The following is a 22318-nucleotide window of genomic DNA, read 5'->3' on the forward strand; positions in this document are numbered from 1 at the left end:
GCCCATCGCGGCGTGCGCTAGGGTTCGAACTCGTGTCCAAGCTGCGGCGACGGGTGGTCGAGGCTGCGGAAGCGGCGCTGGCCCAGCGCAAATACGTGTCGGCGGTCGATGTGTTCGCCGTTCTGGGGTGGGTGCGGTCCGGCCAGGTCGATCGCTGGCGACAGGGGCAGGCGCCGTCGCTGGAGCAGGTCACGGCGGTGGACGGGCGACGAATGCTCGAAGCGGCGGATCTGCTGGGCGAGTGGGCCCGCGAGCACGGGCTGAACGCGAGCACAGCGGCGTATCTGTCGAGCGGCCGCGACCGCGAGGCGTTGCGGTTCGTCGACGACGGCGACGACACGGTGTTCCGGGTGCACTGGCTCTCGGCGGAGCTCAGCCCGGCGCGGCGCGAGCAGGTCGTCCAGCGCCAGAACCGGGCCCCGGATCTGACGGTGGTCGAGGCCGCCGAACCTTGGACGTGCGCGGAATGCGCCGAGAGCGGCTCGTATCTGATCACCTCCGCGGCCGGGCCGCTGTGCCTCACCTGTTCGGACCTGGATCATCTGGAGTTCCTGCCGGCCGGGAACGCGGCGTTGAGCCGGCGCGCCAAGAAGGAGAGCACCCTCGCCGCCGTGGTCGTCCGCTTCAACCGGCGGCGCAAACGCTACGAACGGCTGGGCATCCTCGTCGAGGAAGCCGCCCTCACCCGCGCCGAACAGCAATGCCTGGCCGACGAAGAGGCCCGTTCCCGCCGCCGCGACCGCGACCGTGTGCGCCGCGCCGCCGAGGACGTCGAATACCGCGCCCGAATGTCCGACGAGATCCGGCGGCTGTTCCCCCGCTGCCCCGCCGACCGCGCCACCGAGATCGCCGAACACGCCGCCGCCCGCGGCAGCGGCCGCGTAGGCCGCACCGCCGCCGCCAAACTCCTGTCCGCCGAAGCGCTCACCCTCGCCGTGATAGCTTCCATCCGCCACCGCGACACCGACTACGACCATCTCCTCATGACCGGCATCTCCCGCTCGGAGGCCAGGGCTCGTATCCGGCCCACCGTCGACCGCGTCCTCGAAAGCTGGCGCGGTTGAGGCGGCGCTAGGTGGCATCGCGTGTCAGGTCATTTTTCGGCCCCGTCTCCCGCAGGCACCGGCGAACGACGGGCATGCTCGGCCACCCAGACGCCGACGCCGATCGCTCCGGCGACCGGCCACGAGACCAGTCCGGTGACCGCCGCCGCCCCGAGCCCGCCGAAATAGAGCAACGACTCCCGGTCCGGTACTCGATTGAGCACCGCCGTGGTCGCCGAGGAAACACCGGTCGCCACGCTGCGCGGCCCGGGCGGCAGCGGAACTCGCGCCATCCGCATCCCGAGCGTCGGAACCGGGACACGCACCCCGCCGCGCTCTGCGGTCGCGGTGTCGGAGCCGGTCGGCGCTTCGGTCTCGGTGGGCGGCGCGGAACGTGCCTTCTCCGGTGATTCGGAACCGGACTCGCGGACCTTCTCGGTTGCTGTCTTGGCCATGACCGCTCCTTCCTGCGCCCTGCACCTCGTCGCTGTGTATGTGATCCAGCCAAGCCGTGCTCGCCCCGCATCGCAACCCCTCGTCGGGATGCGTTCGGTCGCGAAGTGACAAACGAACGGACACCGCCGGACGTTCGCGGCCATGGCCGACGGCGGATCGGATGCCCAGCGCGGATGTGCGGTCTCCGCTTCGGACCCTGGGATTCTCCCAGTAGTGGCTGTTCAGTTGCTATGCATCACGATACCCACAATGAAGCGCCCCAAAATCGCCAGTTATCTTCGAGGCCAGTGGATTTTTCGCGCATTCACGAACTCACCACTTCAGGTTGCTGATAGTTTGCCGACGATGCACTCTTATGCCCGCCACTGTTCGGCGAATGCGGCGAACTACCCCTGGAGGTCAAGGTCGTGACTCGTCCGTTTCTTCGTTTGCTCGGCAGTAAACGCATCGGTTCCGCCCGTGCCATCGGCGCGTGCTGCGGAATGGCAGTCACTCTTCTGCTCGGGACGGCGGCAACCGCGGACCCGCTCTATCCGCAGCCCGATCCGGACCCGTTCTACGCCGCGCCCGCCGATCTGGCGGCGCACCGTCCCGGTGACATACTCGACGCGCGCGTCTTGCCACCGCTTCCGCTGTTCCCCGGCGCCACCGTCCGGTTGGTCGAGTTCCGGTCCACGAATTCGCGGGGCGCGCCGATCTCGGCGACGACAACGATCCTCACCCCCCTCGGCCAGCGGCCCGGCATGCCGCTGCTGTCGTACCAGCACTTCATCAACTCGCTCGGCACGCACTGCGCGGTGTCGCACCTGCTCTACCACAACGATCCGAACCTGTCGCTGACGACGCCGATGTTGAACGTCATGCTGGCGCAGGGCTGGACGGTAGCGCTGCCGGACCATCTCGGACCGCAGTTCGCGCTCGGCGCCGGGCGTTTGGGCGGCCAGATCACGTTGGACGGTATCCGCGCGGCCAAACAGCTACCCGAACTCGGCTTGCAGAGCAGTCCGACCGCGCTGGCCGGTTACTCCGGCGGCGGTCTCGCCACGGCATGGGCGGCCGAGCTGCAACCTACCTACGCGCCCGACCTGCGGCTCGCGGGCGCGGCCATCGGCGGTGCCCCGATGAACCTGGTGACGATGGCCAAAGCGTTGGGTTTCGAACCGCATCCGGCGTTCGGCCTGGCCATGGCGACGGCGATCGGCCTGGAACGGGAGTACCCGGACCGTGTGCCGACCAGCCAATCACTCAACGAGCGCGGTCTGGCGCTTCGCGACCAGATGGCCAACAGCTGCACCAACGACATCCTCGCCGCGGGCGTGAACGGCAGCGCGCGCGACTATGTGACCTCCACGTCGGTCTTCGACACTCCGGCCGCATGGTCGGTGGTCGAGGAGAACAGTGTGGAGCTCTACCCGAGCGCCCCGGAAATCCCCATTTTCGAATGGCATTCACCTAGCGATGGGCTGATTCCGATCGATGCCATCGACAACACCAATCGCCATTGGTGCTCGGCCGGGGTGCCCGTGCAGACACTGCGCGTGGCCGACGTGGAGCATCTGACCGCAGCGGTCCTCGGCGCCCCCTCGGTGCTGCCGTGGCTCCAAGGCCGGGTTCGCGGCGAGCCCGCGCCCAGCACCTGCTGACGTCAGCTCACCACCTCCCGGAGTAGCGGTCGCGCTCTCGGAAGCTTCGGATGGCCGGGCCCGGCGGACGATTCGGACCCGATCCGGATTGCGCGGAGATTCCCGGGGTAGACCGCAGATACAGGAGGTGATGACATGCCGAAGGCTTGGACCGACAAGCAGGAACGCCAGTACGAGCACATCGCGGACTCGGCGAAATCCCGGGGCGCGAGCACCGGGCGCGCGAAGGAGATCGCCGCTCGCACGGTTAACAAGAACCGTGCCCAGTCCGGACAATCCAAGACCGCGAGCAAGACGTCGACCGACGACAAGTCCCCGCAGCAGCGCGGTGGTCAGCGTTCGCACAGCGGCGCCCAAGGGCCGACCCGTGACCAGCTGTACAACGAGGCCAAGAAGCGCAATGTCGAAGGCCGCTCGAAGATGACGAAGAAGGAGCTGGCGCACGCGCTCGGACGGGACTGACGCGACGCGCGGCTCGGCGACGAAGAAGCGAAAGGAGTGGAGATGACCAAGCAGCAGGAAACGGGCACCATCACCGGCACCAGGGACAAGGACTACAACCTGATCTGGTTCGTCGAGGCGTCCCTCGAGAACGCACTGCGTCTGGACACGTTCATCCAGGACGCGGAACGCGCCGGAGACACCGAGCTGGTGGAGTTCTTCCGCAAGGCGCAGGCCGACAGCCGCAAGGGCGGCCGGATGGGTAAGGAACTGCTTGCCAACCGTCTCGCCCAATCGAATATGTGACGTTTAGCAGACGAGCGGCGGACGGGAGCCCGAGTGGGTTCCCGTCCGCCGCTGGTTCGCAGGTCGTCCGGATGCGCACCGGCCCGTCGTGACGCGGTCCTGGCCGCGCCTTCGGGCTACCGCACCCGGCGGTCGCCGGGCCTGGCCGGGAAGAATCCGATTCACCGGTCTACCGCGGTGTCGTCGCCGACATCCTGGGTAAGTCGCTCTCGAACCTCGTCACCGAGCCAAGGAGCAGATATGCGCGTCGTCGTGGTCGGTGCCACCGGAAACGTCGGAACGAGCGTGCTGGAGACACTGTCGGCCGAAGCGGGAGTCAGTTCGATCGTGGGGATCGCGCGGCGCGTGCCGGGCATCCCGCGCCCGGGTGTGGAGTGGGTGCGCGCGGATGTGCGAACCGACGACCTGGAGTCCCATTTCCACGGAGCCGACGTGGTCGTGCATCTGGCATGGCTGTTCCAGCCCACCCATCAGCCCATGGTCACGTGGCGCGCCAATGTCGGCGGCACGGAACGCGTGCTGCGCGCCGTCGCCGCGGCGCAGGTCCCCGCGTTGGTCTACGCCTCCTCCGTCGGCGCCTACTCCCCGTGCCAGAGCGACGAGCCGGTGCCGGAGAGCTGGCCGACCGACGGCTGGCCACCCGCCGCTTACATGCGGGAGAAGGCTTACGTCGAAAGGCTGCTCGATCGGTTCGAGGCCGAGAATCCGGATCGCCGCGTGGTTCGCATGCGTCCGGCGTTCATCTTCCGCAGGCACACCGCCAGTCAGCAACGGCGTCTGTTCGCCGGTCCGCTGTTGCCGAACCGCCTGATGCGGCCGGGCCTCCCGCCGATCCTGCCGATTCCGCGCGGCCTGCGGTTCCAGGCGGTGCACAGCGCCGACGTCGGACGCGCGTACGCGCTCGCGATCGCGACCGATGCCCGTGGCCCGTTCAACCTGGCCGCGGAGCCGGTGATCGATCGCTCCTGGCTGGCCGCGGTCTTCGATGCCCGGGTGGTGTCCGTTCCGCCCTCGGTGATCCGCGCCGCACTCGCGATGGGCTGGCACGCGCGGACACTGCCCGCCACGCCGGACCTGTTGGACGGGGTGATGCACCTGCCGATCATGGACACCGGCCGCGCGCGGGCGGAGCTGGGCTGGACTCCTCGGTTCACCGCCGTCGACGCACTCCGGCACCTGATCTCCGGGTTGCGGGCGGGCGCGGGGGAAGACACCCCGCCGCTGGCCAGCGACGCGGGCGGGCCATGGCGCTGGAAGGAGTTCACCTCGGGAGTCGGTGGCCGCGAAATCGGCGTCGGCTAGTCACTCGGCCGAGTGCGCGGCGCGCTGACCGCGCGCCCCGGCCAGTACCTGTTCGATACGGGCACTCGTGGACCGGCCGGCCGCGTGCAATGGTTCCGTCGAGCGCAGCGTGCGGCTGAGGACGAAAGCGCCCTCGAGGCTCGTGAGAACGGCGAGGATGAGATCGCGAGCGTCCGCCGTGGACAGGCCGCGGCGGACGAAGTAGTCGGTGCCCTCGTCGATCCAGGAGGCGATGACTTCGGCGGCGACGTCGCGCAGCGCGGGTTCGCTGTCGGCGATCTCACCCGCGACGGTGCCGACCGGGCACATGTTGATCCAGCCGGTCCGCTCGATCTGTTCGGCGGCCGCCGCGAAGGCGGCGGGTATCGCTTCGCGCAAGTCGTCGTGTGCGTCGAGCAGCAGCGGGAGCAACTGGATGTACGCGGCCCCGGACGTGCGCAGCGCCGCGGCGGCGATCTGCGGTTTGCCCTCGGGAAAGTGGTGATAGAGCGACCCCATCGGAGCCTGAGCGGCGACGGTGAGTTGCTTGACGCTGGTACCCGCATAGCCCTGCGTGCGCATCAACTCGGCCATCGCGGTGACGAGGCGCTCCCGGGTGCTGGTTGACATTTTCTCGGTCACCCTTCCAGACTAGAGCAAACACTCTAGAGTGATCGCTCGAATGGAGGCGGACATGCCTGTGATCGAACTGCCCGCGGGACGGGTGCACTACGTCGAGCGCGGCGAGGGACCTCCGGTCGTCCTGCTGCACGGCCTGCTGATGAACCACACGGTCTGGGACGAGGTGATCGACGCCCTCCCCGAAGGCTTCCGGTACCTGTTGCCGGACCTGCCGCTCGGCGCCCATCCCCTGCCGCTGGGCCCCGGCGTCGACCTGAGTTTGCGCGGCCTGAACCACCTGATCGCCGACTTCCTCGCCGCACTCGACCTGCGCGAGGTCACGCTCGTTCACAGCGATTGGGGCGGTGCGCTGTTCCTCACCGCCTACGGACTGGACGAACGCGTCGGCAGGCTGATCGTGCTGCCGTGCGAGGCGTTCGACAACTTCCCGCCCGGCCTGCCGGGCAAGATGGCCACCGTCGCCACTCACCTCCCGGGCGGCATCTCGCTGGCGCTGCGGCAGTTGCGCGTTCGGTGGCTGCGCCGCTCGCCGTTGCTGTTCGGCTGGATGGCGCGGCGCCCATTGCCCGATGCGCTGGTGCGCGGCTGGACCGAGCCGGGGCTGCGCGACGCACGGATCCGGCGGGACCTGCTCGCCTACACCAAGTCGGCGTTCCCGAAACGAGAATTGATCGCCCATACCGAAGCGCTGCGCGACTTCCGTGGAGACGCCCTGATCCTGTGGTCTTCGGCGGGCAAGGTGATGCCGCGCGAGCACGGCCCCCGGCTCGCGGAACTCATTCCCGCGGCCCGGCTGGTCGAAATCGATGACGCGTACGTACTGTCCATGCTCGACCAGCCCGCCGCCGTAGCCGAGGCGATGTCGGCGTTCCTGCTCGACAACCACACCGCACCGGGGCGCGACAAGCGCTCGCCGCGCTAGCGCCCGCGAGTCACGCTTCGTCCGGCACGCCGAGGACACCCCGCCCGATCACCCCGGCGATCACCTCCGTCGAATACGCCATGAGCTGGCCGGCCTGGGCATCGCGCAGATGACGTTGGATCGGCGACCGCTTCAGATACCCCGAGCCGCCGCCGACCCGAACGCCGAGCTGCGCCACGTCGACCGCCACCTTGTTCGCGAGGTACTTGGCTCGGGACAGGTTGTCGAAGAACAGCGCGATCCCATGGTCGGCCTGCCACAATGCCTGTTCGTAGAGCGCGTGCGCGGCGGCGAGCCGGGTTTGCGCGTCCGCGACCTCGTACTGCACCCACTGCTGGTGCGCCAAGGGCTTGCCGAGAATTTCCCTGGTGCGCGCGTGTTCCACCAGCGCGTCCAGCGCGGCATCGGCGATGCCGAGCGAAATCGCGGGAAGCCCGGCCGGGATCACCGCGAAATCTCCCGGACGCGGCGCGCGGCCGCGGTACTCGGCACGCAGCACGGTGTCGTCGAACGCGAGCAGCTGGCTGCGGGTGGCGCGCAGGCCGAGAGTGTCCCAGATCGGGACGATCGATACCGTTTCGTCGGGGACCACGCCGAAGAAAGCGGGTTCCCCCGCCACGAGCGCGTTGACCAGCAGATAATCGGCGATCTCGCTGCCGGAGACGAACCGCTTCGCCCCGCTCAGCAACCACCCGCCCGCGGTCGGCTCGGCGACGTGCTGCGGCTGGAGGAAGCGGTTTCCGCTCGCCGGTTCGGACAACGCGTTCGCGAAGCGCTTACCCGCCCGCAGCTCGTCGGCGAAGAACGATCCCGAACTCTCGCCGGTGAATTCCGCGAGGGCGACGCCCGCCCCCGCGTGCATGGTCCAGATCGTCGCGGTGGACGGATCGGCTCGAGCCAGGATTCTGACGAGACGACCGAGGCCAAGGTAGCTCAGGCCCGCGCCACCGGACGATTCGGGCAGCACCGCGTCATCCGCGCCGGCCTCGTGCAACGCGTCCAGATGCTCGACGGCGAGCTCGGCGCGCTCGTCGTAGTCGGCCGCCACGGCCGCGAATCCGGTCGCCAAGTCGGCGACCCGGTCGAGCAATTCCCGCTCGCCGTCGCGGACCGGAACGATGAAATGCGCATTCGTCACGAAATGCTCTCTGGTCGAGGGGAATCGGCGAGCAAAGCTCGTCGGCTGATCTCCCCCGAGGGTACGCAGCCCGCGCCGACTTGCCTTGACGTCGACGAGAAGGTTTAGCGTGGCGGTAGCGGAGACAAGGAGGACGGATGCGCATCGGCGAACTGGCGGAGCGGGCGGGCACCAGCACGCGCGCCTTGCGTTACTACGAGGAGCACGGTTTGGTGCGGCCGCACCGCGCCGCCAACGGTTACCGCTCGTACGACGACGCGGAGGTGCTGATCGTGGCGCAGATCCGCGAACTGCTCGGCGCGGGCTTCGATCTCGACGACATCCGTCCGTTCGTCGCCTGCCTGCGGGCGGGCAACGGCTCCGGAGACGTCTGCCCGGACTCGGTGTCCACCTTGCGGCGCAAGCTGTCCGAGGTCGATTCGTACCTGGCGCGGCTGGAGCGAGTACGGGGTCAGCTGCACGAGCGGCTCGCGGCGGCCTGCGAGTTCGACCGGATCGAGGAGCCGCGGTGAGGTTCGCGGTCAGCTACAGCACTCCCTTCTTCGGCGTCGACCCGGACCGGTTGATCGCCTACGCCCAGCACGCCGAGCGCTGCGGATTCGAAGCGATCTACCTGCCCGAGCACGTCGCGCTGTACCCGGGCGCCGCGGTCGGACCGATGGAGATCACGCCCTCGGTGCCGTTCGCCGACCCCCTCGACGCGCTGAGCTTCGTGGCCGCGGCGACCGAGCGGATCCTGCTCGGCACCGCGGTGCTGCTATTGCCCTACCACCATCCGGTGGTGCTGGCCAAACGCCTCGCGACGATCGACGTGCTGTCCAAGGGACGGATGCGCCTGCTCACCGTGGGGGTGGGAACCCTGCCCGGGGAGGCACAGGCCGTCGGCGTCGATTTCGCCTCCCGAGGCCGCCGCGCCGACGAGGCCATCGATGTGCTGCGACTGCTGTGGTCCGGCGGCGCGAACGGGGTGAGCTTCGAAGGCGAGTTCTTCCGGTTCGAGAACCTGTGCAGTTATCCGAAACCCCTCGGCGGCGACCTGCCGATCCATGTCGGTGGATCGCGCCGCGCCGCGGCGCGGCGCGCCGGTTCCCGCGGCGACGGTTACTTCCCGGGCGGGGTGCTCGGGCCCACCGAACGCGCCGCCCAGCTGGAGATCGCCCATACCGCGGCCGCTGCGGCGGGCCGGGATCCCGGCGCGTTCGAGTACACGCGCTGGGGATCTATCGACATGCCGGTCGAGCGGGTCGAGGGACTGGCCGAACAGGGTGTCACGCGCATCGTGGTGAGCGCAAGCACAGGGGACCCTGAGCAAGCCAGAGACGAGTTGTCCGCCTTCGCCGAACGATTCGAACTTGCGAACGCACTGAAATAGCTTTCGCGCCCGGGCGGCGGTCCCGAACCAACTCAGACGGTATGGCCCGCAACCAGATCCGCTACCGAGTGGTAATGCAGCGTCTCCGCGGTGGGCCGCAGCACGGCGCCGTCCTCGGGTTCCAGCAGCATCCCGACGTGATCACCGAGGTCGTAGCGGTCGCGGATACGAGCGACGAACCAGCTGGGCACCGTGCTGAGCACCGGGATGCCGCCCGGACCCGGGCGCCAGTCGCAGTGCACGAACTTGTCGATGTCGTCGCCGGTCTCACCGCCGAAAAGCCGTGCGAGGGAGACTTGTTCGCTGCCGAGCAAATGCACCGCGAGCCGGTCGGCGTGCTGCGCGACCCGATAGGTGTAGTTCTTCTTGGACAGGCCGATCAGGAACCGGCGCGGCTCGATGCTGACCTGCGTCGCGAAGCCGACGAGACAACCGGCGCGCCGGCCGTCCGCCTGCACGGTGACCAGCAGCACGGGATAGTCCGCCGCCGCGACCACCGCGTCGAACACTGCGGTCCGGTCTTCGGTAGCCATCGGTCCTCCCAGCGTGATGCGGCGTCTTCCCCGGATGCCCGCGCGATCGTCGCGCAAACATGCCGGAACGAGCAGCGCTCACCCTACAACCGCGGCGGCAAGTCGTCTGAGACGCCGACGCCGACAAGGGTGAGACGCCCGTACGACGGCCCGGTAGATCAGCCCTTTCCGATCTACATTGCCGTGGATGATAGTCCACCACAACGACTTCCGTGCTGACACTGAAAACGCATGGTGGCGGTCGCCACATTGCGAGCGCATCTCTGCATACGGCCTGGCCCTCACCTCGGCGGCCGCGGTTCGGCGGCACGGATCGTGCCACGGACTCGGCGGCGAGCGAGGCCATGGGCAGGCCGAGGATCACAGATCCGCGTTCCGCTCGACGGCAGCGTCGCCGGTTCGCCGCCGCAGCGTCATGACGCCCGCCGCGGCGGCGATCATGCACAATCCCACCACCCAGAGCCCGGCGCGCTGGCTGCCGGTCACGTCCTTCAGCCCACCGGTGACGTACGGCGCGACGAAACCGCTGACGTTGCCGACCGAGTTGATCAACGCGATGCCGCCCGCCGCCGCCGCGCCGGACAGGAAGGTGCCGGGCAGGGCCCAGAACGTCGGCAGCGCCGCGAGCACGCCCACCGCGCACACCGTGACCGCGATCATCGCGGCGAACGGATCGCCGAGATACAGCGCCACCGGGATGGCGAGACCGCCCAGCAGCGCGGGCAGGGCGACGTGCCGAGCCCGCTCACCGGTCCGGTCGCCGTGCCTGCCCCACCACACCATCACCACAGCCCCGACGAGGTAGGGCACCCCATTGATCAGTCCGCGCTGCACCACCGAATAGTGCGTTCCGTATTGCTGCTGGAAGCCGTCGATGATCGTCGGCAGGAAGAATCCCAGCGCATACAGGCCGTAGACGATGCCGCCGTAGACGAAGGCGAGGCCGAGCACCCGCGGATGGGTCAGCGCACGACGCACCGTCCAGTGCTCCGCGCGCCGCAACGTGGCCTGCTCCGCGGCGAGTTCGCGAATCAGCCATTCACGTTCGGCGGAGGCCAGCCAGCCCGCCTGCTCGGGACGGTCGGTCAGATAGAACCAGGTCGCCACCGCCAGCGCGACGGCGGGCAACCCCTCGACCAAGAACATGAAACGCCAACCGCTGAGCCCGAAGACGCCGTCGCCGTATCGAATGATCAAGCTGGACACCGTCGCGCCCAACGCGGTGGACATGGGCACCGCGGTCATGAACAACGCGACGATTCGCGCCCGTTGCGCCTGCGGGTACCAATAGGTCAGATAGAGCAGGATGCCGGGAAAGAAGCCCGCCTCCACCACACCCAGCAGGAACCGCAGGAGATACAGCACGGTGGCGTCGGGTACGAAGGCCATCGCCGTGGCCACCAGCCCCCAGGTGGCCATGATCCGGGCGATCCAGCGCCGGGCGCCGAACCGGTGCAGCGCCAGGTTGCTCGGCACCTCCAGCAGCAGGTATCCGACGAAGAAGATGCCGGAGGCGAATCCGAACGCGGTCTCGGTGAGCCCGAGCTCGGTCTTCATGCCGCTCGGCCCGGCGAACCCGATGTTCACCCGGTCCAGATAGTTGACGAAGTACAGCAGCCCGAGAAAGGGCAGCAGGCGAATCGTGACCTTGCGCAGCGTCGTGTCTGCCGCCTCGGCGGTGGAAACCATCTGCGCACTCTCGGCTCCGGACGGCCGCGTCGTCAAGGGCGGCGCAGTAAAATCCGTCCCATGGCGGTTACCTGGCCGGACGAGGTGGACGACGTTCTCGGCGGCGATCTGACGTGCGCCGCAGCGTATGTGACGCCCGCGGGCGGCGCGGTGGTGTCGGCGGTGTCGCCGATCGGGCTGCGCGACCGGGCCGCGGGCACGGTGGGGTTTACGACTTCACTCGGGTTCGGACGCAAGCTGGAGCGAATGAAGCGGGAACCCAAAGTGGCGCTGGCGTATCACGCGCGCGAGCACGGCATCGGAAGCCGGGACAACTCGCGATTCGTGCTGGTGCAGGGCACCGCGGCGTTCGACCCGACGCCCGACCAGGAGGCGCTGGACCGCCTCGGCGCCCAGGCCACGCCCTACCTGGGCGCACCGCGGCGCGGTGTGTTCTGGGACCGGTGGCTGCGCGCCTACTACGCCGATCGAGTGGTCGTGACCGTGACCGTCGACCGCATCGTCGTATGGCCGGACCTCGACGCGGCGGGCACGCCCGAGATCCTCGGTGCCGCAGCGCCTTCTGTCGAACCAGCGACACAGCAGCCTCCGGCGAAGGGGACGGGCCCCCGGGTGGACGTCGCCCGGACCGCGGCCCAGGCGACGAAGCTGCCGCACCGGCTGCTCGGCTACCGGCAGGCCGACGGCTACCCGGCGGTCGTCCCGGTGCAGGTGACGGGGTCGAGCGCCGACGGTGTGCGGTTGACCGTCCCGGCGGGCCTGCCGCAAGGCGGACGCCGCGCCGGGATGCTGGCCCACGAGTATCGGTTCCAGTTGATCGGCTTGGAATCGCGGCAGAACACCGGCTGGCTCGAGGTTTCCGGCACCGAGGCGGTGTACGCGCCGCACACCGCGTCCGGGTTCAAAGCGCCGCCGAACAAGACGATCCTGTTGCTCGGCAACGGTTTTCTCGCCCGGCGCGGACTCGCGAAGGCACGCAAGTCCGGCCTGGTCGAAGCATTGCGCTGACCCGCGCCCCGGCAGCGACCGGAGGCGCGGGTCAGCCCCTAGTCCGCCGCCAGATACACCGGCAGCCTGGCGTGCCCGTTGGAGATGAAACTGGACACGCTCCCGAGCTCGGCGGGATCGGCCGCCAGACGCAGGTTCGGGAAGCGCCGGAAGAGCGCGGGCAGGGCGACCTCGGCTTCCAGCCGCGCCAGGGGTGCGCCCAAGCAGTGATGGGCCCCGTAGCCGAAGGCCAGATGTTCCTTGCTCGCTCGCCGCACGTCGAACTCGCTCGCGGTGGGGCCGTGCAGTTTCGGATCGCGATTGGCCCCGGCGTAGGAGGCGAGAATCGGTTCGCCCTTGGCGATGCGCAGGCCGTCGATCTCGATGTCGTCGGCGGCGAAGCGCAGCGGCAGGTGCGCCACCGGCGCCTCGTACCGCAGCGCCTCCTCGATCAGATCGGACCAGGCCGCACGCCCCTCGGTCACCTCGGCACGCTGGTCCGGGTGGGTCAGCAGCGCGAAGACGGCCTGATCGAGCAGGTTGACCGTGGTCTCGTGCCCCGCGCTGATGACAAGCAACAACGTGTCGATCAACTCCTGCTCGGTCAGCTGCGAGCCGTCCTCCTCGTCCCGGTGCGAGATCAGCAGGCTGGTCATGTCGTCACCGGGTGTCTCCCGCCGATAGGCGACGAGCTCACCCAGGATCCGGTACATCTCCATGTAGTTCGCCTGGGACTCCTCGGGCCCGAGCGACGTATCGAAGATGCCGTCGACGCATGTGCGCAGACCGGCGTTCAGGTATTCCGGAACGCCCATCAGCGCGCTGATGACCTGGATCGGCAGCGGGTAGGCGAAACCTTCCCTGAGATCGACCGCTTCGCCCGCCGGCGTCGCGGCGAGCGCGCCGAGCAGGTCCGTCGTGATCTGCTCGACCATCGGGCGCATCGCTTGGGTGCGGCGGTGCGTGAAGGCGGGCGCGACGAGTTTGCGCAGCCTGCGGTGGTCGGCACCGTACGCGGTGAACATGTTGTTCACCGCGACCCACGGCAACAACGGCCAGTCCTGGGGTATCTCGCCGTTGATCAACGCGGGCCAGTGCTGCTTGCCGTCCTTCGACACCCGGGGATCGGCCAGCAACCGCTTGAGCACGTCGGCGTCGGTGACCGACCACGCTCGCACGCCGCCCGGCAATTCGACCGGGGTCACCGGCCCGCGCGCACGAATACGGGCGGACTCACCCTGAATGTCGGCACCCAGCGGGTCGAGGACCAGGGGTTGTGTGTCCATCGATGACTCCTTAGAAGACGGTCAGTGGAGGGGATTTCGGAAAGACGACCGGCAGGGACACCAGCGCACGGTGGAACGGTCCCGGCCGCCAGCTCAACTGACCGGGCTGCAGGCCCAACCGCATCTCGGGCAAGGCGTCGAGGATCTGATCGATCGCGTCCTGCACCACCAGGTACGCGGCCGACCGGGCGGGACAGGCGTGCGGGCCCACGCTCCACGCCAGATGGGCACGGCTGTCGGTGCGCTGCCCGACGCCGATCGCCGGGTCGTTGTTGCATCCGGCCATGCTGATCAGCACCGGCTGGTGCGCCGGTAGCCAGACATCATCGATGAGGATCGGCTGGCGCGGGAAGCTGACGCAGTAGTTCGCCATCGGCGGGTCGTTGAACAGCACCTCGTCGAGGGCGTCGCGCGTCGAGAGGCTGCCGCCGAGAAAGTCTCCCGCGAAACGTTCGTCGGTGAGCATCAGCAGCAGGGTATTGACGATGAGGTTCTGCATCGGCTCGATGCCCGCGCCGTAGAGCGTGACCAGCTGGTGGATCATCTCGACGTCGTCCAGCCCGGCCTCATGCTGCAACAGCCTGGACGTGATGTCGTCGCCGGAGTCCTTGCGCTTCATCTGCACGAGTTCGAACAGCGCGTCGGTGAGCATCGCGTTGCCCTTGTCCGCGTTGACGCCTTCGAAGATGGCGGCCATACCGGTCGCGACCTGCTGGCCGATGTCCGCCGGACAGCCGAGCATGGCATTGAGCACCGCGAAGCTGAGCGGGAACGCGTATTGGCTGATGAGATCCGCCGCGCCGTCCTCACAGAAGGCGTTGATCAGCGGGATGGCGATCTGCTCGACGGTTCCGTGCAGCGCGTGCAGGTCCACCCCGGCGATGCTGGCGACGTTCGCCTGGCGGTAGCGCAGATGCTCGAGGCCCGCACTGCGCAGCGCGTTCGGCCGCCACTCCAGCATCGGCAGGACCGGGCACTCGCCCGGAATGTCCTTCTGCCAGATCCGCGGATCGGCCGGGAAATGGTCGGGATCGTTGAGGATGCGCAGCGCGGTGTGGTAGCCGATCACAAGGGTGGCGGGCACGCCCGGCGACAGCTCGATCGGGACGAGCGAACCGAACTGGCGGCGCATTTCGCGGTATGCGTTGTGCGGATCTTCCGCGTATTCCTGCGAATACAACGGGTAACGAGGGCCGCTGGTGTCGATCGGCGAGCCGTGCGAGACGGGGCACCCATTCGCGGAAGTGGACGGCGGGAAGTGTGGCGTGGTCAAAGACGAAACTCCAGAGGAACGAACATGCGACGAACGCGATCGACCGGGCGCGTGCGCGCCGCGACGGCGAAGGTCGGCGTGATGCGTGGGGATCGGTGACAGGCCGGCGCACACCCTCATCAGCTGTGTGCACGACGACCTCTGAGCGGCAACCTCCTTCTGGACGGGAACGCGGCGACGGCGGCTTGCCGGACGGAGCACGGCTACTGCGCCGCGCTCCCCTCCGGCTGCGGGACATAGACGGGCAGGGGCGGTGATTCCGGGAAGAGGACCGGCAGGGCGGTCAGCGATCGATGGAACGGACCCGGTCGCCAGGTCAGCTGCTCGGCAGGAACACCCAACCGCATCTCGGGCAGCGCGTCGAGCAGCTGATCGATGGCGTCCTGGGCGATCAGATAGGCCACCGACCGGGCCGGACAGGTGTGCGGCCCGACGCTCCAGGCGAGATGAGCGCGATTGTCGGTGTACCGCCCCGTGTGGATCGCCGGGTCGTTGTTGCATCCGGCCATGCTGATGACCACCGGCTGGTGGGCGGGTAGCCAGACGCCGTCGATCAGGATCGGCTGACGGGGGAAGGTGACGCAGTAGTTCGACAACGGCGGGTCGGTGAACAGCACCTCGTCCAGCGCGTCGCGGGTCGAAAGGCTGCCACCGAGGAAGTCTCCCGCGAAACGTTCGTCGGTGAGCATCAGTCGCAGGGTGTTGATGATCAGATTCTGCTGCGGCTCGATGCCCGCGCCGTACAGCATCAGCACCTGCTGGACCATCTCCGCGTCATCGAGATCGACCGGGTGCCGCAACATCCGGGAGACGATGTCGTCGCCGGGATGGGACCGCTTCAGCGTCACCAGGTTCGCCATCGCGTCGTTGAACATCGCGTTGCCCCGCTCGGCATCCACCCCTTCGAACATCGCGGCCAGTCCCATCGCCGCCTGCTGCCCGATCTCCGGCGGGCAGCCGAGCATCGCATTGATCACGGCGAAGGCCAGAGGGAACGCGTATTGGGCGATCAGGTCGGCGGAGCCGTCTGCGCAGAAGGTGTTGATCAGCGGAGCGGCGATCTGCTCCACCGTATTGCGCAGCGCGAATTGATCGATCTCATCGATGCCCGCGACGATGGCCTGCCGGTACCGGGCGTGCACAAGGCCGGAGTTGCGAATCGCGGCCGGACGCCACTCGAGCAGCGGCAGGACCGGACAGTCACTGGGCACGGTCTGCTGCCAGGTCCGCGAGTCGGAAGGAAAATGGTCGGGATCGTTCAGAATGCGCAGCGCGGTGTGATACCCGATCACCAGCGTCGCGGGCACGCCGGGAGACAGCTCCACCGGCACCAGCGAACCGTATCTCGCGCGTGCCTGCCGATAGACCTGGTGTGGGTCCGCCGCGAAATCGTCCGCGTACAACGCGACCCGGGGTCCGTCGGAGCCGACCGGTGAACCGTGCGGGACCGGGCAGCCGGTGGAGAAGGACGATGTCGAGGACTGTGGGTGGGTCAAAACGTGACTCCAAAGTCGGAACGTTCGACGAGCAGGGTGGGCACACGACAAGCGTCCCGGAGCCCGGGAAGCGAATTGCCATGTGAGCGTCGCGAATTCGACACTACGTCGAATTCCGCTGCCGCAGAGCATATCTCGTGTGCCGAAACGGTGCGATCGTGCGTGTTCCCAAGCGCGTACGCCGACGGTGGAACACCTCCGCCCGCGTATCCCCGAGGGACACGCGGGCTGTCGAGTCCCGGCGCGGGACAGCTGAGCGCCCATGCCGGGTGTGATCGAGATGTTCTTCCCGGCCGACCTACTCCGTCGCCTCCAGGAACACCGGCAGTTCGGAATGACCGTTGGAGATGAAGCTGAGCACGGTGCCCAGCTCGGACGGATCGACCGCGAGGCGCATGTCCGGGAAGCGGCGGAAGATGGCCGGAAGGGCGATCTCGGCTTCCATCCGGGCCAGCGGCGCGCCCAGGCAATGATGCGCCCCGTAACCGAAGGCCACATGATCCTTGACCGAGCGCCGCAGGTCGAACTGGTCGGCGTTCGGACCGTGCACCTTCGGATCGCGGTTGGCCGCCACGTAGGAGGCCAGGATCGCCTCCCCCTTGGGAATACGGACGTCGGCGATGTCGATGTCCTCGACGGCGTAGCGCAGCGGCAGGTGCGCGACCGGCGCCTCGTAGCGCAGCGACTCCTCCACCACATCCGACCAAGGGATCCGCCCCGCCACCACGTCGGCGCGCTGGTCCGCACGGGTGAGCAACGCGAAGATGGCCTGATCCAGCAGGTTCACCGTCGTCTCGTGCCCGGCGTTGATGACCAGCATCAGGGTGTCGACGAGTTCCTTCTCGGTCAGCTGTGAGCCGTCCTCCTCGTCCCGGCTGGCGATCAGGACGCTCGTGATGTCGTCGCCGGGCGCCTCCCGCCGGTACGCCACCAGTTCGCTGACGAGCCGGTACATCTCCAGGTAGTTGGCCTGGGCCTCCTCCGGACCGAACGAGGTGTCGAAGAATCCGTCGACACATTTCCGCACGCCTGGGCCCAGATGCTCGGGCACACCCATCAGCTCGGTGATGACCTGGATCGGCACCGGATACGCGTAGCCCTCACGCAGATCCACCGCCGTGCCGCGCGGGGTCGCGGCCAACTGGTCGAGCAACTCGGCGGTGATCGCTTCGATGCGCGGTCGAAGCGCCACCGTACGACGGTGCGTGAACGCGGGGGCGACCAGCTTGCGCAGCCGCCGATGCTCGGCGCCGTAGGCGGTGAACATGTTGTCGACCGCCACCCACGGGTGCAGCGGCCACTCCTCGGTGATCTCGCCGTTCATGAACGCGGCCCAGTGCTGCCTGGGGTCCTTCGAGACGCGCGGGTCGGCCAGAAGGCTCTTGAGCACGACGGCATCGGTGATCGACCACGCCGGCACCCCGCCGGGCAGTTCCACCAGGGCCACCGGCCCACGCTCGCGCAGCCGCGCCGCTTCGCCTTGGATATCGGAACCGGTCAGATCCAAGACTATCGGCTCTTGCGACATCGGACGCTTCTCCTTACACCATGTTCAACGGAGGGGACTTGGGGAAGACGACCGGCAGGGCCGCCAACGCCCGGTGGAATGGGCCGGGCCGCCAGACCACTTCGTCCGCGGGCACGGCCAGCTGCATTTCGGGGAGAGCGTCGAGCAGCTGGTCGATGGCTTCTTGCACGACCACGGACGCGACGGACTTCGCGGGGCAGGCGTGCGGGCCGACCGCCCACGCCAGATGCGAGCGATTACCGATGCGGTCGCCGCCGCGGATCGCCGGATCGTTGTTGCACCCCGCCAGGCTGATCAGCACCGGCTGGTGCGCGGGCAACCAGACGTTGTCGATCAGGATGGGCTGGCGCGGATAGGTGATACAGAAGTTCGCCATGGGGGGGTCGTTGAACAACACCTCGTCCAGCGCGTCACGCGTCGACAGCGCGCCGCCGAGCATGTCGCCACCGAAACGGTCGTCGGTGAGCATCAGCAGCAGGGTGTTGGTGATCAGGTTCTGCTGCGGCTCGATCCCGGCGCCGTAGAGGCTGATCAGGTTCGACAGCATCTCCTCGTCGTTCAGGCGGGCCGGGTGATGCGCCAACCGGGACGTGACGTCGTCGCCCGGCTCCGCGCGGCGCTGGTGGATCAGCTCCATCAGCGCCTCGGAGAGCATCTGCATGCCCTTGGCCGCCTCGACGGTGTCGAAGAGCATCGCCATGCCGGTGGCGACCCGCTGCCCCAGTTCCGTCGAACAGCCGACGATCCGGTTGAGCACTTCGAAGACGAGCGGGAACGCGTACTGGGTCACCAGATCGGCGGACCCCGCCTGGCAGAAGGTATTGATCAGCGGAATCGCGATGCGCTCTACCATCGAGTGCACCTCGTGCAGGTCGATGGCGTCGATGCTCGCGACGTAGGCACCCCGGTAGCGGGCATGCGCCGCGCCGCTGTTGCGCAGCGCGTTCGGGTACCACTCCATCATCGGACGGATGGGCGAGTCCTCGGGGATGTTTTTCTGCCAGATGCGCGGATCGGCGGGGAAGTGCTCGGGATCGTTGAGGATCCGCACGGCTTCCTGATAGCCGATCACCAGCGTGGCGGGCACCCCTGGCGACAGTTCGATCGGGACCAACGAACCGTGGCGCCTGCGCATTTCCCGGTAGATCCCGTGGGGGTCGGCCGCGAATCCCTCAGCATAGAGCGGAATTCTGGGACCGTCGGTGTCGATCGGCGATCCGTGTGCGACCGGGCAGGCGCCGCTGGATAGGTGCCCGGGGTGGGTCGAGGACTGGGACGTGGTCAAATGCGAGACTCCAAACGGTGGAACAAGAATTCGACTAGCGTGATCAGCGAACGCAGGCACGTGCCTCGGTCCCGGGCGTCCAGTGACGTCAGGGGAGTCCCGGGTTCCAGGTCGAGGGCATCGCGCACCTCGTCGAGCGGGTAGGGCCGGGCGCCTTCGAACTGGTTGACGGCGACCGAATACGGGACGCCGCGCTCCTCCAGCACCGAGAGGACCTCGTCGGACTTCTCGATGCGGCGGGTGTCCACCAGCACGAGCGCGCCGAGCGCACCGCGGGCCAGCTCCTCCCACAAGGGGACGAAACGCTGCTGACCCGGAGTGCCGAACAGGTAGAGCGCCAGTTTGGGACTGAGCGTGATGCGGCCGAAGTCCATCGCGACCGTGGTCTGCGACTTGCCGGGCAGCCCCGCCATGTCGTCGACGCCGACACTGGCTTCGGTGATGGTCTCCTCGGTGCGCAGCGGTTTGATCTCCGAGACGCTGCTCACGAACGTGGTCTTGCCGACACCGAAGTTGCCGGCCACCAGCAGTTTCACCGAGCGGGTCACGGTCTCCGGCACGTAATCGACGGTGCGATCAGACGGCGAGAGCACGGAGCCCATTGAGTACCTCCTCCAGCAGAGCGATCTCCGGCAGGGACTCGGCCGGGGTGGGGGTGACCAGGTGCCCGCCGTCCATGAGATCGGACGCGACGATCTTCACGACGGACGGCGGAAGGTCGAGGTACGCAGCGATCTCCGCGATCGACAGCGCACCCCGACGGCTGCACAGGGCCATGACCCGGCGCGCATCGGGCGACGCGCCGGGGAGTGGATCTTTGGCGGTCAGGACCAAAGTAACCAGGTCCAGCTCGCGAGTGGGGCGCGTACGCCCTCCGGTGCGCACATAAGCCCGGACCAGGTCCGGATCGCGCCGCGGCTTGCTCATGACGGCACCTGGCTCTCGCTCGGCTCCGTGCTGCCCAGCGGCGCAGTACCTCTGACTCGCTCGCTGCGCTCGATCATGGCATTTCGCTGCCGTCAACGCGCCTGCGCGGCTGGCTGCCGAGCTCGCGTCCGACCCGGCCTGCCAGCTCGTTCATCCGGTGGGCGACGAGGCCCACGTCGATGTCGTTGGTGGTCGCGACGCCGAGTAGCGCGCCCTCGCCTGCCGCGGTGATGAGGATCATCCCCTGGTCGTACTCGGTGATGTTCTGCCGCACGCCGTTCGTGGCGTCACCGCAGAATTCGCCGAGCGCCTTACCGAGCGAACGCAGGCCGGAGGCCGCGGCGGCGAAGCGTTCCGCCTCGTCGCGGGCGATCCCCGTGGAGTGCGCGATCCGCAGGCCGTCGTCGGACAGCAACACCGAGAACCGCACACCCGTGATGCTGAGATCTTCGAGTAGCCAGCCCAGTTTGTTGCTGCTGTCGGTCACGGGTGTGGCCATCAGGATGTCATCCCTTCCGTGTCATCAGATGCGGCGGCGCGGCCGCTCTTGGAGCCGGTATGCCAAGCTGCGGCGACCTCGGGGCGAGCGAGGCCGGGTTCGGTGCGCGGCCCGACCGGGGCGAGTGCGACCGTCCTGCGTCGCCGCTTGGGTAGCCCGCCGCTGGTGATCTCGCTCACCGACAGCGACGGCTCGTTCTCGCCGGGCTGTTCGCTCGGCGCGTCCTGCGCGGGAACCGTGACCGGCTCCGGTTTTGCCTCGGTCACGGGCGCGACCTCCTGGACGTTCTGCGGGGTGACCAGCAGCGACTCCGGGATGTAGACCATCGCGCGCATGCCGCCGTAGACGTTCGGGCCGTCGATGTAGACGGTGAAGCCGTAACGGCGGGCCAGCGCGGCGATGCCCGGGAAGCCGACCTTCGGCGACGGACCGAGCTGGTGGATGTCGACGGGCCGCTCGTGCGCGAGCACCTGGCGGGCCTCCTCCATCTGCTCGGCGTTCATCCGCACGCCCGCGTCATCGATGATGACGGTGACGCCGTGGTGACCCTCCTGGAAGTTGACGTCCACGTAGGAAGTCGGCGGCGAGTACCGCAACGCGTTGTCCAGCAAGGTCGCCAGTGTGTGCACGAGCGGTTCCACCGCGCGGCTGATCACGACACGGTCGAGCTGGTTGGGCCGCACCCGCAGGTATTCCCGGACACGGCCGATGGCGCCGCCGACCACGTCGGTCAGCGTCTGCGCGGGCCAGCGGCGGCCGGGCAGACCACCGCAGACGATCACGTAGGACTGCGCCTGGCGGATCATCTGCTGCACCGTGTGGTCGATGCGGGTGAGGGTTTCGTACACCTGATCGTCGCGATGCTCACGCAGCGCGGCGCTCACCACCTGGCTGACGTCAGCGCCGAGGCTGACCACGGAGGTGCCGAACGAGCGGACCGCAGCGCTGGTCGCCTGGCGCGATGCGGAGGCGACCTCGTTGCGCGCGGCCTCCTCGGCCGCCTTGATCGCCTGCTGTCCTTCGTTGTTGGTCAGCTCCCTGGTCTCCGAGCGCATCAGGCTCAGATCGTCGGCATACCGCTCGGAGATCCACCGCAGGATCTGCGCGAGCCGCGAATTCTCCATGCCCGCCTGGACTTCGACCGGGGGCACCTGGGACTCGAACCGGCGGATCGACTCGGCCACCGCGGGTAGCGTAGTGGCGGCGAACCGCTCGAGCGTGTCCTCCGTCGCGCGCTGTTCCCTGGCCAGAGCCTCGAGCTTGGCCCGCTGAGCCCTGGCATACTGTACTGCGTACAACGCCCCCGCTACGGCGATCACCAAAGCGACGGCGAGGATCCATGAAAGCACCACGGCGATATCTTGATTCATCAGTTCTTTCGTCGTTGACTGGTCTCGAGGAATCGGCCCACTGCCATCCTGCTTCGCTCGCCTTCCCTCGCCTGCCGACCATGAACGGACCGGTCGGTGGGGTCCGCGTCGGAGTACCGGAAATCCCACGACGGCACCGGCGCTCACCGAGAGCGCCTACCGCACAGTGCCCGCAGGACAGGCGATTACATGTCAATCGCC

General features: G+C 68.3%; 23 protein-coding genes. 9 read left to right on the forward strand and 14 right to left on the reverse strand.

Annotated features, from left to right (window positions below):
• Positions 1–32: 32 nt before the first annotated feature.
• Complete coding sequence (locus ABZW96_RS19865; protein ID WP_355076536.1) at positions 33–1064, forward strand: DUF2293 domain-containing protein; 1032 nt, start codon at positions 33–35, stop codon at positions 1062–1064.
• Positions 1065–1093: 29 nt separating this feature from the next.
• Here ABZW96_RS19865 and ABZW96_RS19870 read toward each other — a convergent pair whose 3' ends face one another.
• Entirely contained in the window at positions 1094–1498 is a 405-nt protein-coding gene (locus ABZW96_RS19870) for a hypothetical protein (protein WP_355076538.1), read from the reverse strand.
• Positions 1499–1981: 483 nt separating this feature from the next.
• Between ABZW96_RS19870 and ABZW96_RS19875 the strand changes: the two genes are divergently transcribed.
• The 4 genes from ABZW96_RS19875 (at position 1982) to ABZW96_RS19890 (ending at position 5191) form a co-directional block, all read left to right on the forward strand.
• Positions 1982–3142 carry a lipase family protein gene (locus tag ABZW96_RS19875; RefSeq protein ID WP_355076540.1) on the forward strand — a complete coding sequence of 387 codons (1161 nt, stop codon included), beginning with the start codon at positions 1982–1984 and terminating at the stop codon, positions 3140–3142.
• Positions 3143–3277: 135 nt separating this feature from the next.
• Positions 3278–3604, forward strand: coding sequence for a plasmid stabilization protein (locus ABZW96_RS19880; RefSeq protein WP_355076542.1), 327 nt, complete (start codon positions 3278–3280; stop codon positions 3602–3604).
• Positions 3605–3646: 42 nt separating this feature from the next.
• On the forward strand, positions 3647–3889 hold the full coding sequence (locus ABZW96_RS19885; protein ID WP_355076543.1) for a hypothetical protein: 243 nt from the start codon (positions 3647–3649) through the stop codon (positions 3887–3889).
• 240 nt (positions 3890–4129) lie between these two features.
• Positions 4130–5191 carry an NAD-dependent epimerase/dehydratase family protein gene (locus ABZW96_RS19890; protein ID WP_355076545.1) on the forward strand — a complete coding sequence of 354 codons (1062 nt, stop codon included), beginning with the start codon at positions 4130–4132 and terminating at the stop codon, positions 5189–5191.
• Here the strand turns inward: ABZW96_RS19890 and ABZW96_RS19895 are convergent, their stop codons facing one another.
• Positions 5192–5800, reverse strand: a complete 609-nt coding sequence (locus tag ABZW96_RS19895; protein WP_355076547.1) for a TetR/AcrR family transcriptional regulator — start codon at positions 5798–5800, stop codon at positions 5192–5194.
• Between the two features lie 64 nt (positions 5801–5864).
• On the opposite strand from ABZW96_RS19895, the gene ABZW96_RS19900 reads away from it, so the two are divergent.
• On the forward strand, positions 5865–6734 hold the full coding sequence (locus tag ABZW96_RS19900) for an alpha/beta hydrolase (RefSeq protein ID WP_355076549.1): 870 nt from the start codon (positions 5865–5867) through the stop codon (positions 6732–6734).
• A 10-nt stretch (positions 6735–6744) separates the two neighbouring features.
• Here the strand turns inward: ABZW96_RS19900 and ABZW96_RS19905 are convergent, their stop codons facing one another.
• Entirely contained in the window at positions 6745–7872 is a 1128-nt protein-coding gene (locus ABZW96_RS19905; protein WP_355076551.1) for an acyl-CoA dehydrogenase family protein, read from the reverse strand.
• 137 nt (positions 7873–8009) lie between these two features.
• On the opposite strand from ABZW96_RS19905, the gene ABZW96_RS19910 reads away from it, so the two are divergent.
• Both ABZW96_RS19910 and ABZW96_RS19915 read left to right on the forward strand, forming a co-directional pair.
• On the forward strand, positions 8010–8384 hold the full coding sequence (locus ABZW96_RS19910) for a MerR family transcriptional regulator (RefSeq protein ID WP_355076553.1): 375 nt from the start codon (positions 8010–8012) through the stop codon (positions 8382–8384).
• Positions 8381–9244 (forward strand): TIGR03619 family F420-dependent LLM class oxidoreductase, encoded by an 864-nt coding sequence (locus ABZW96_RS19915; RefSeq protein WP_355076555.1) that lies wholly within the window; start codon positions 8381–8383, stop codon positions 9242–9244. Before ABZW96_RS19910 ends, ABZW96_RS19915 begins: the two co-directional genes overlap by 4 nt.
• 32 nt (positions 9245–9276) lie before the next feature.
• On the opposite strand, the gene ABZW96_RS19920 is transcribed toward ABZW96_RS19915, so the two are convergent.
• Both ABZW96_RS19920 and ABZW96_RS19925 read right to left on the reverse strand, forming a co-directional pair.
• Positions 9277–9777, reverse strand: a complete 501-nt coding sequence (locus ABZW96_RS19920; RefSeq protein ID WP_355076557.1) for a flavin reductase family protein — start codon at positions 9775–9777, stop codon at positions 9277–9279.
• A 360-nt stretch (positions 9778–10137) separates the two neighbouring features.
• On the reverse strand, positions 10138–11466 hold the full coding sequence (locus tag ABZW96_RS19925) for an MFS transporter (protein ID WP_355076559.1): 1329 nt from the start codon (positions 11464–11466) through the stop codon (positions 10138–10140).
• 60 nt (positions 11467–11526) lie between these two features.
• Here ABZW96_RS19925 and ABZW96_RS19930 point away from each other — a divergent pair, with 60 nt between their 5' ends.
• Positions 11527–12474, forward strand: a complete 948-nt coding sequence (locus ABZW96_RS19930; RefSeq protein WP_355076560.1) for a hypothetical protein — start codon at positions 11527–11529, stop codon at positions 12472–12474.
• A gap of 38 nt (positions 12475–12512) precedes the next feature.
• Here ABZW96_RS19930 and ABZW96_RS19935 read toward each other — a convergent pair whose 3' ends face one another.
• From ABZW96_RS19935 to ABZW96_RS19975, 9 genes are all read right to left on the reverse strand, one after another.
• Positions 12513–13739, reverse strand: coding sequence for a cytochrome P450 (locus ABZW96_RS19935; protein ID WP_355076562.1), 1227 nt, complete (start codon positions 13737–13739; stop codon positions 12513–12515).
• A 10-nt stretch (positions 13740–13749) separates the two neighbouring features.
• The gene (locus ABZW96_RS19940) at positions 13750–15012 is read right to left on the reverse strand and encodes a cytochrome P450 (protein WP_355076564.1); all 1263 of its coding nucleotides are present in this window, start codon (positions 15010–15012) and stop codon (positions 13750–13752) included.
• A 203-nt stretch (positions 15013–15215) separates the two neighbouring features.
• Positions 15216–16508, reverse strand: coding sequence for a cytochrome P450 (locus ABZW96_RS19945; RefSeq protein ID WP_355076565.1), 1293 nt, complete (start codon positions 16506–16508; stop codon positions 15216–15218).
• A 298-nt stretch (positions 16509–16806) separates the two neighbouring features.
• Positions 16807–18036, reverse strand: a complete 1230-nt coding sequence (locus ABZW96_RS19950) for a cytochrome P450 (RefSeq protein WP_355076567.1) — start codon at positions 18034–18036, stop codon at positions 16807–16809.
• A 13-nt stretch (positions 18037–18049) separates the two neighbouring features.
• On the reverse strand, positions 18050–19246 hold the full coding sequence (locus tag ABZW96_RS19955; RefSeq protein ID WP_355076712.1) for a cytochrome P450: 1197 nt from the start codon (positions 19244–19246) through the stop codon (positions 18050–18052).
• Positions 19247–19317: 71 nt separating this feature from the next.
• The gene (locus tag ABZW96_RS19960) at positions 19318–19923 is read right to left on the reverse strand and encodes an ATP/GTP-binding protein (protein ID WP_355076568.1); all 606 of its coding nucleotides are present in this window, start codon (positions 19921–19923) and stop codon (positions 19318–19320) included.
• A complete protein-coding gene (locus ABZW96_RS19965) occupies positions 19898–20248 on the reverse strand; it encodes a DUF742 domain-containing protein (protein WP_039805398.1) in 351 nt (116 codons plus the stop codon). Before ABZW96_RS19965 ends, ABZW96_RS19960 begins: the two co-directional genes overlap by 26 nt.
• 73 nt (positions 20249–20321) lie before the next feature.
• Positions 20322–20747 carry a roadblock/LC7 domain-containing protein gene (locus ABZW96_RS19970; RefSeq protein WP_355076570.1) on the reverse strand — a complete coding sequence of 142 codons (426 nt, stop codon included), beginning with the start codon at positions 20745–20747 and terminating at the stop codon, positions 20322–20324.
• On the reverse strand, positions 20747–22099 hold the full coding sequence (locus tag ABZW96_RS19975) for a sensor histidine kinase (RefSeq protein WP_355076571.1): 1353 nt from the start codon (positions 22097–22099) through the stop codon (positions 20747–20749). Before ABZW96_RS19975 ends, ABZW96_RS19970 begins: the two co-directional genes overlap by 1 nt.
• Positions 22100–22318 lie beyond the last annotated feature (219 nt).

The organism is Nocardia sp. NPDC004168, from assembly GCF_040610355.1.
GTDB lineage: Bacteria > Actinomycetota > Actinomycetes > Mycobacteriales > Mycobacteriaceae > Nocardia > Nocardia sichangensis.

What these genes read in the sequence shown, in the direction of transcription:
- ABZW96_RS19960 (WP_355076568.1), bottom strand. Translation starts at nt 19,923, where the DNA reads ATGGGCTCCGTGCTCTCGCCGTCTGATCGCACCGTCGATTACGTGCCG.
- ABZW96_RS19950 (WP_355076567.1), bottom strand. Translation starts at nt 18,036, where the DNA reads ATGTCGCAAGAGCCGATAGTCTTGGATCTGACCGGTTCCGATATCCAA.
- ABZW96_RS19870 (WP_355076538.1), bottom strand. Translation starts at nt 1,498, where the DNA reads ATGGCCAAGACAGCAACCGAGAAGGTCCGCGAGTCCGGTTCCGAATCA.
- ABZW96_RS19970 (WP_355076570.1), bottom strand. Translation starts at nt 20,747, where the DNA reads ATGGCCACACCCGTGACCGACAGCAGCAACAAACTGGGCTGGCTACTC.
- ABZW96_RS19920 (WP_355076557.1), bottom strand. Translation starts at nt 9,777, where the DNA reads ATGGCTACCGAAGACCGGACCGCAGTGTTCGACGCGGTGGTCGCGGCG.
- ABZW96_RS19965 (WP_039805398.1), bottom strand. Translation starts at nt 20,248, where the DNA reads ATGAGCAAGCCGCGGCGCGATCCGGACCTGGTCCGGGCTTATGTGCGC.
- ABZW96_RS19890 (WP_355076545.1), top strand. Translation starts at nt 4,130, where the DNA reads ATGCGCGTCGTCGTGGTCGGTGCCACCGGAAACGTCGGAACGAGCGTG.
- ABZW96_RS19885 (WP_355076543.1), top strand. Translation starts at nt 3,647, where the DNA reads ATGACCAAGCAGCAGGAAACGGGCACCATCACCGGCACCAGGGACAAG.
- ABZW96_RS19930 (WP_355076560.1), top strand. Translation starts at nt 11,527, where the DNA reads ATGGCGGTTACCTGGCCGGACGAGGTGGACGACGTTCTCGGCGGCGAT.
- ABZW96_RS19880 (WP_355076542.1), top strand. Translation starts at nt 3,278, where the DNA reads ATGCCGAAGGCTTGGACCGACAAGCAGGAACGCCAGTACGAGCACATC.
- ABZW96_RS19895 (WP_355076547.1), bottom strand. Translation starts at nt 5,800, where the DNA reads ATGTCAACCAGCACCCGGGAGCGCCTCGTCACCGCGATGGCCGAGTTG.
- ABZW96_RS19910 (WP_355076553.1), top strand. Translation starts at nt 8,010, where the DNA reads ATGCGCATCGGCGAACTGGCGGAGCGGGCGGGCACCAGCACGCGCGCC.
- ABZW96_RS19925 (WP_355076559.1), bottom strand. Translation starts at nt 11,466, where the DNA reads ATGGTTTCCACCGCCGAGGCGGCAGACACGACGCTGCGCAAGGTCACG.
- ABZW96_RS19900 (WP_355076549.1), top strand. Translation starts at nt 5,865, where the DNA reads ATGCCTGTGATCGAACTGCCCGCGGGACGGGTGCACTACGTCGAGCGC.
- ABZW96_RS19875 (WP_355076540.1), top strand. Translation starts at nt 1,982, where the DNA reads ATGGCAGTCACTCTTCTGCTCGGGACGGCGGCAACCGCGGACCCGCTC.
- ABZW96_RS19935 (WP_355076562.1), bottom strand. Translation starts at nt 13,739, where the DNA reads ATGGACACACAACCCCTGGTCCTCGACCCGCTGGGTGCCGACATTCAG.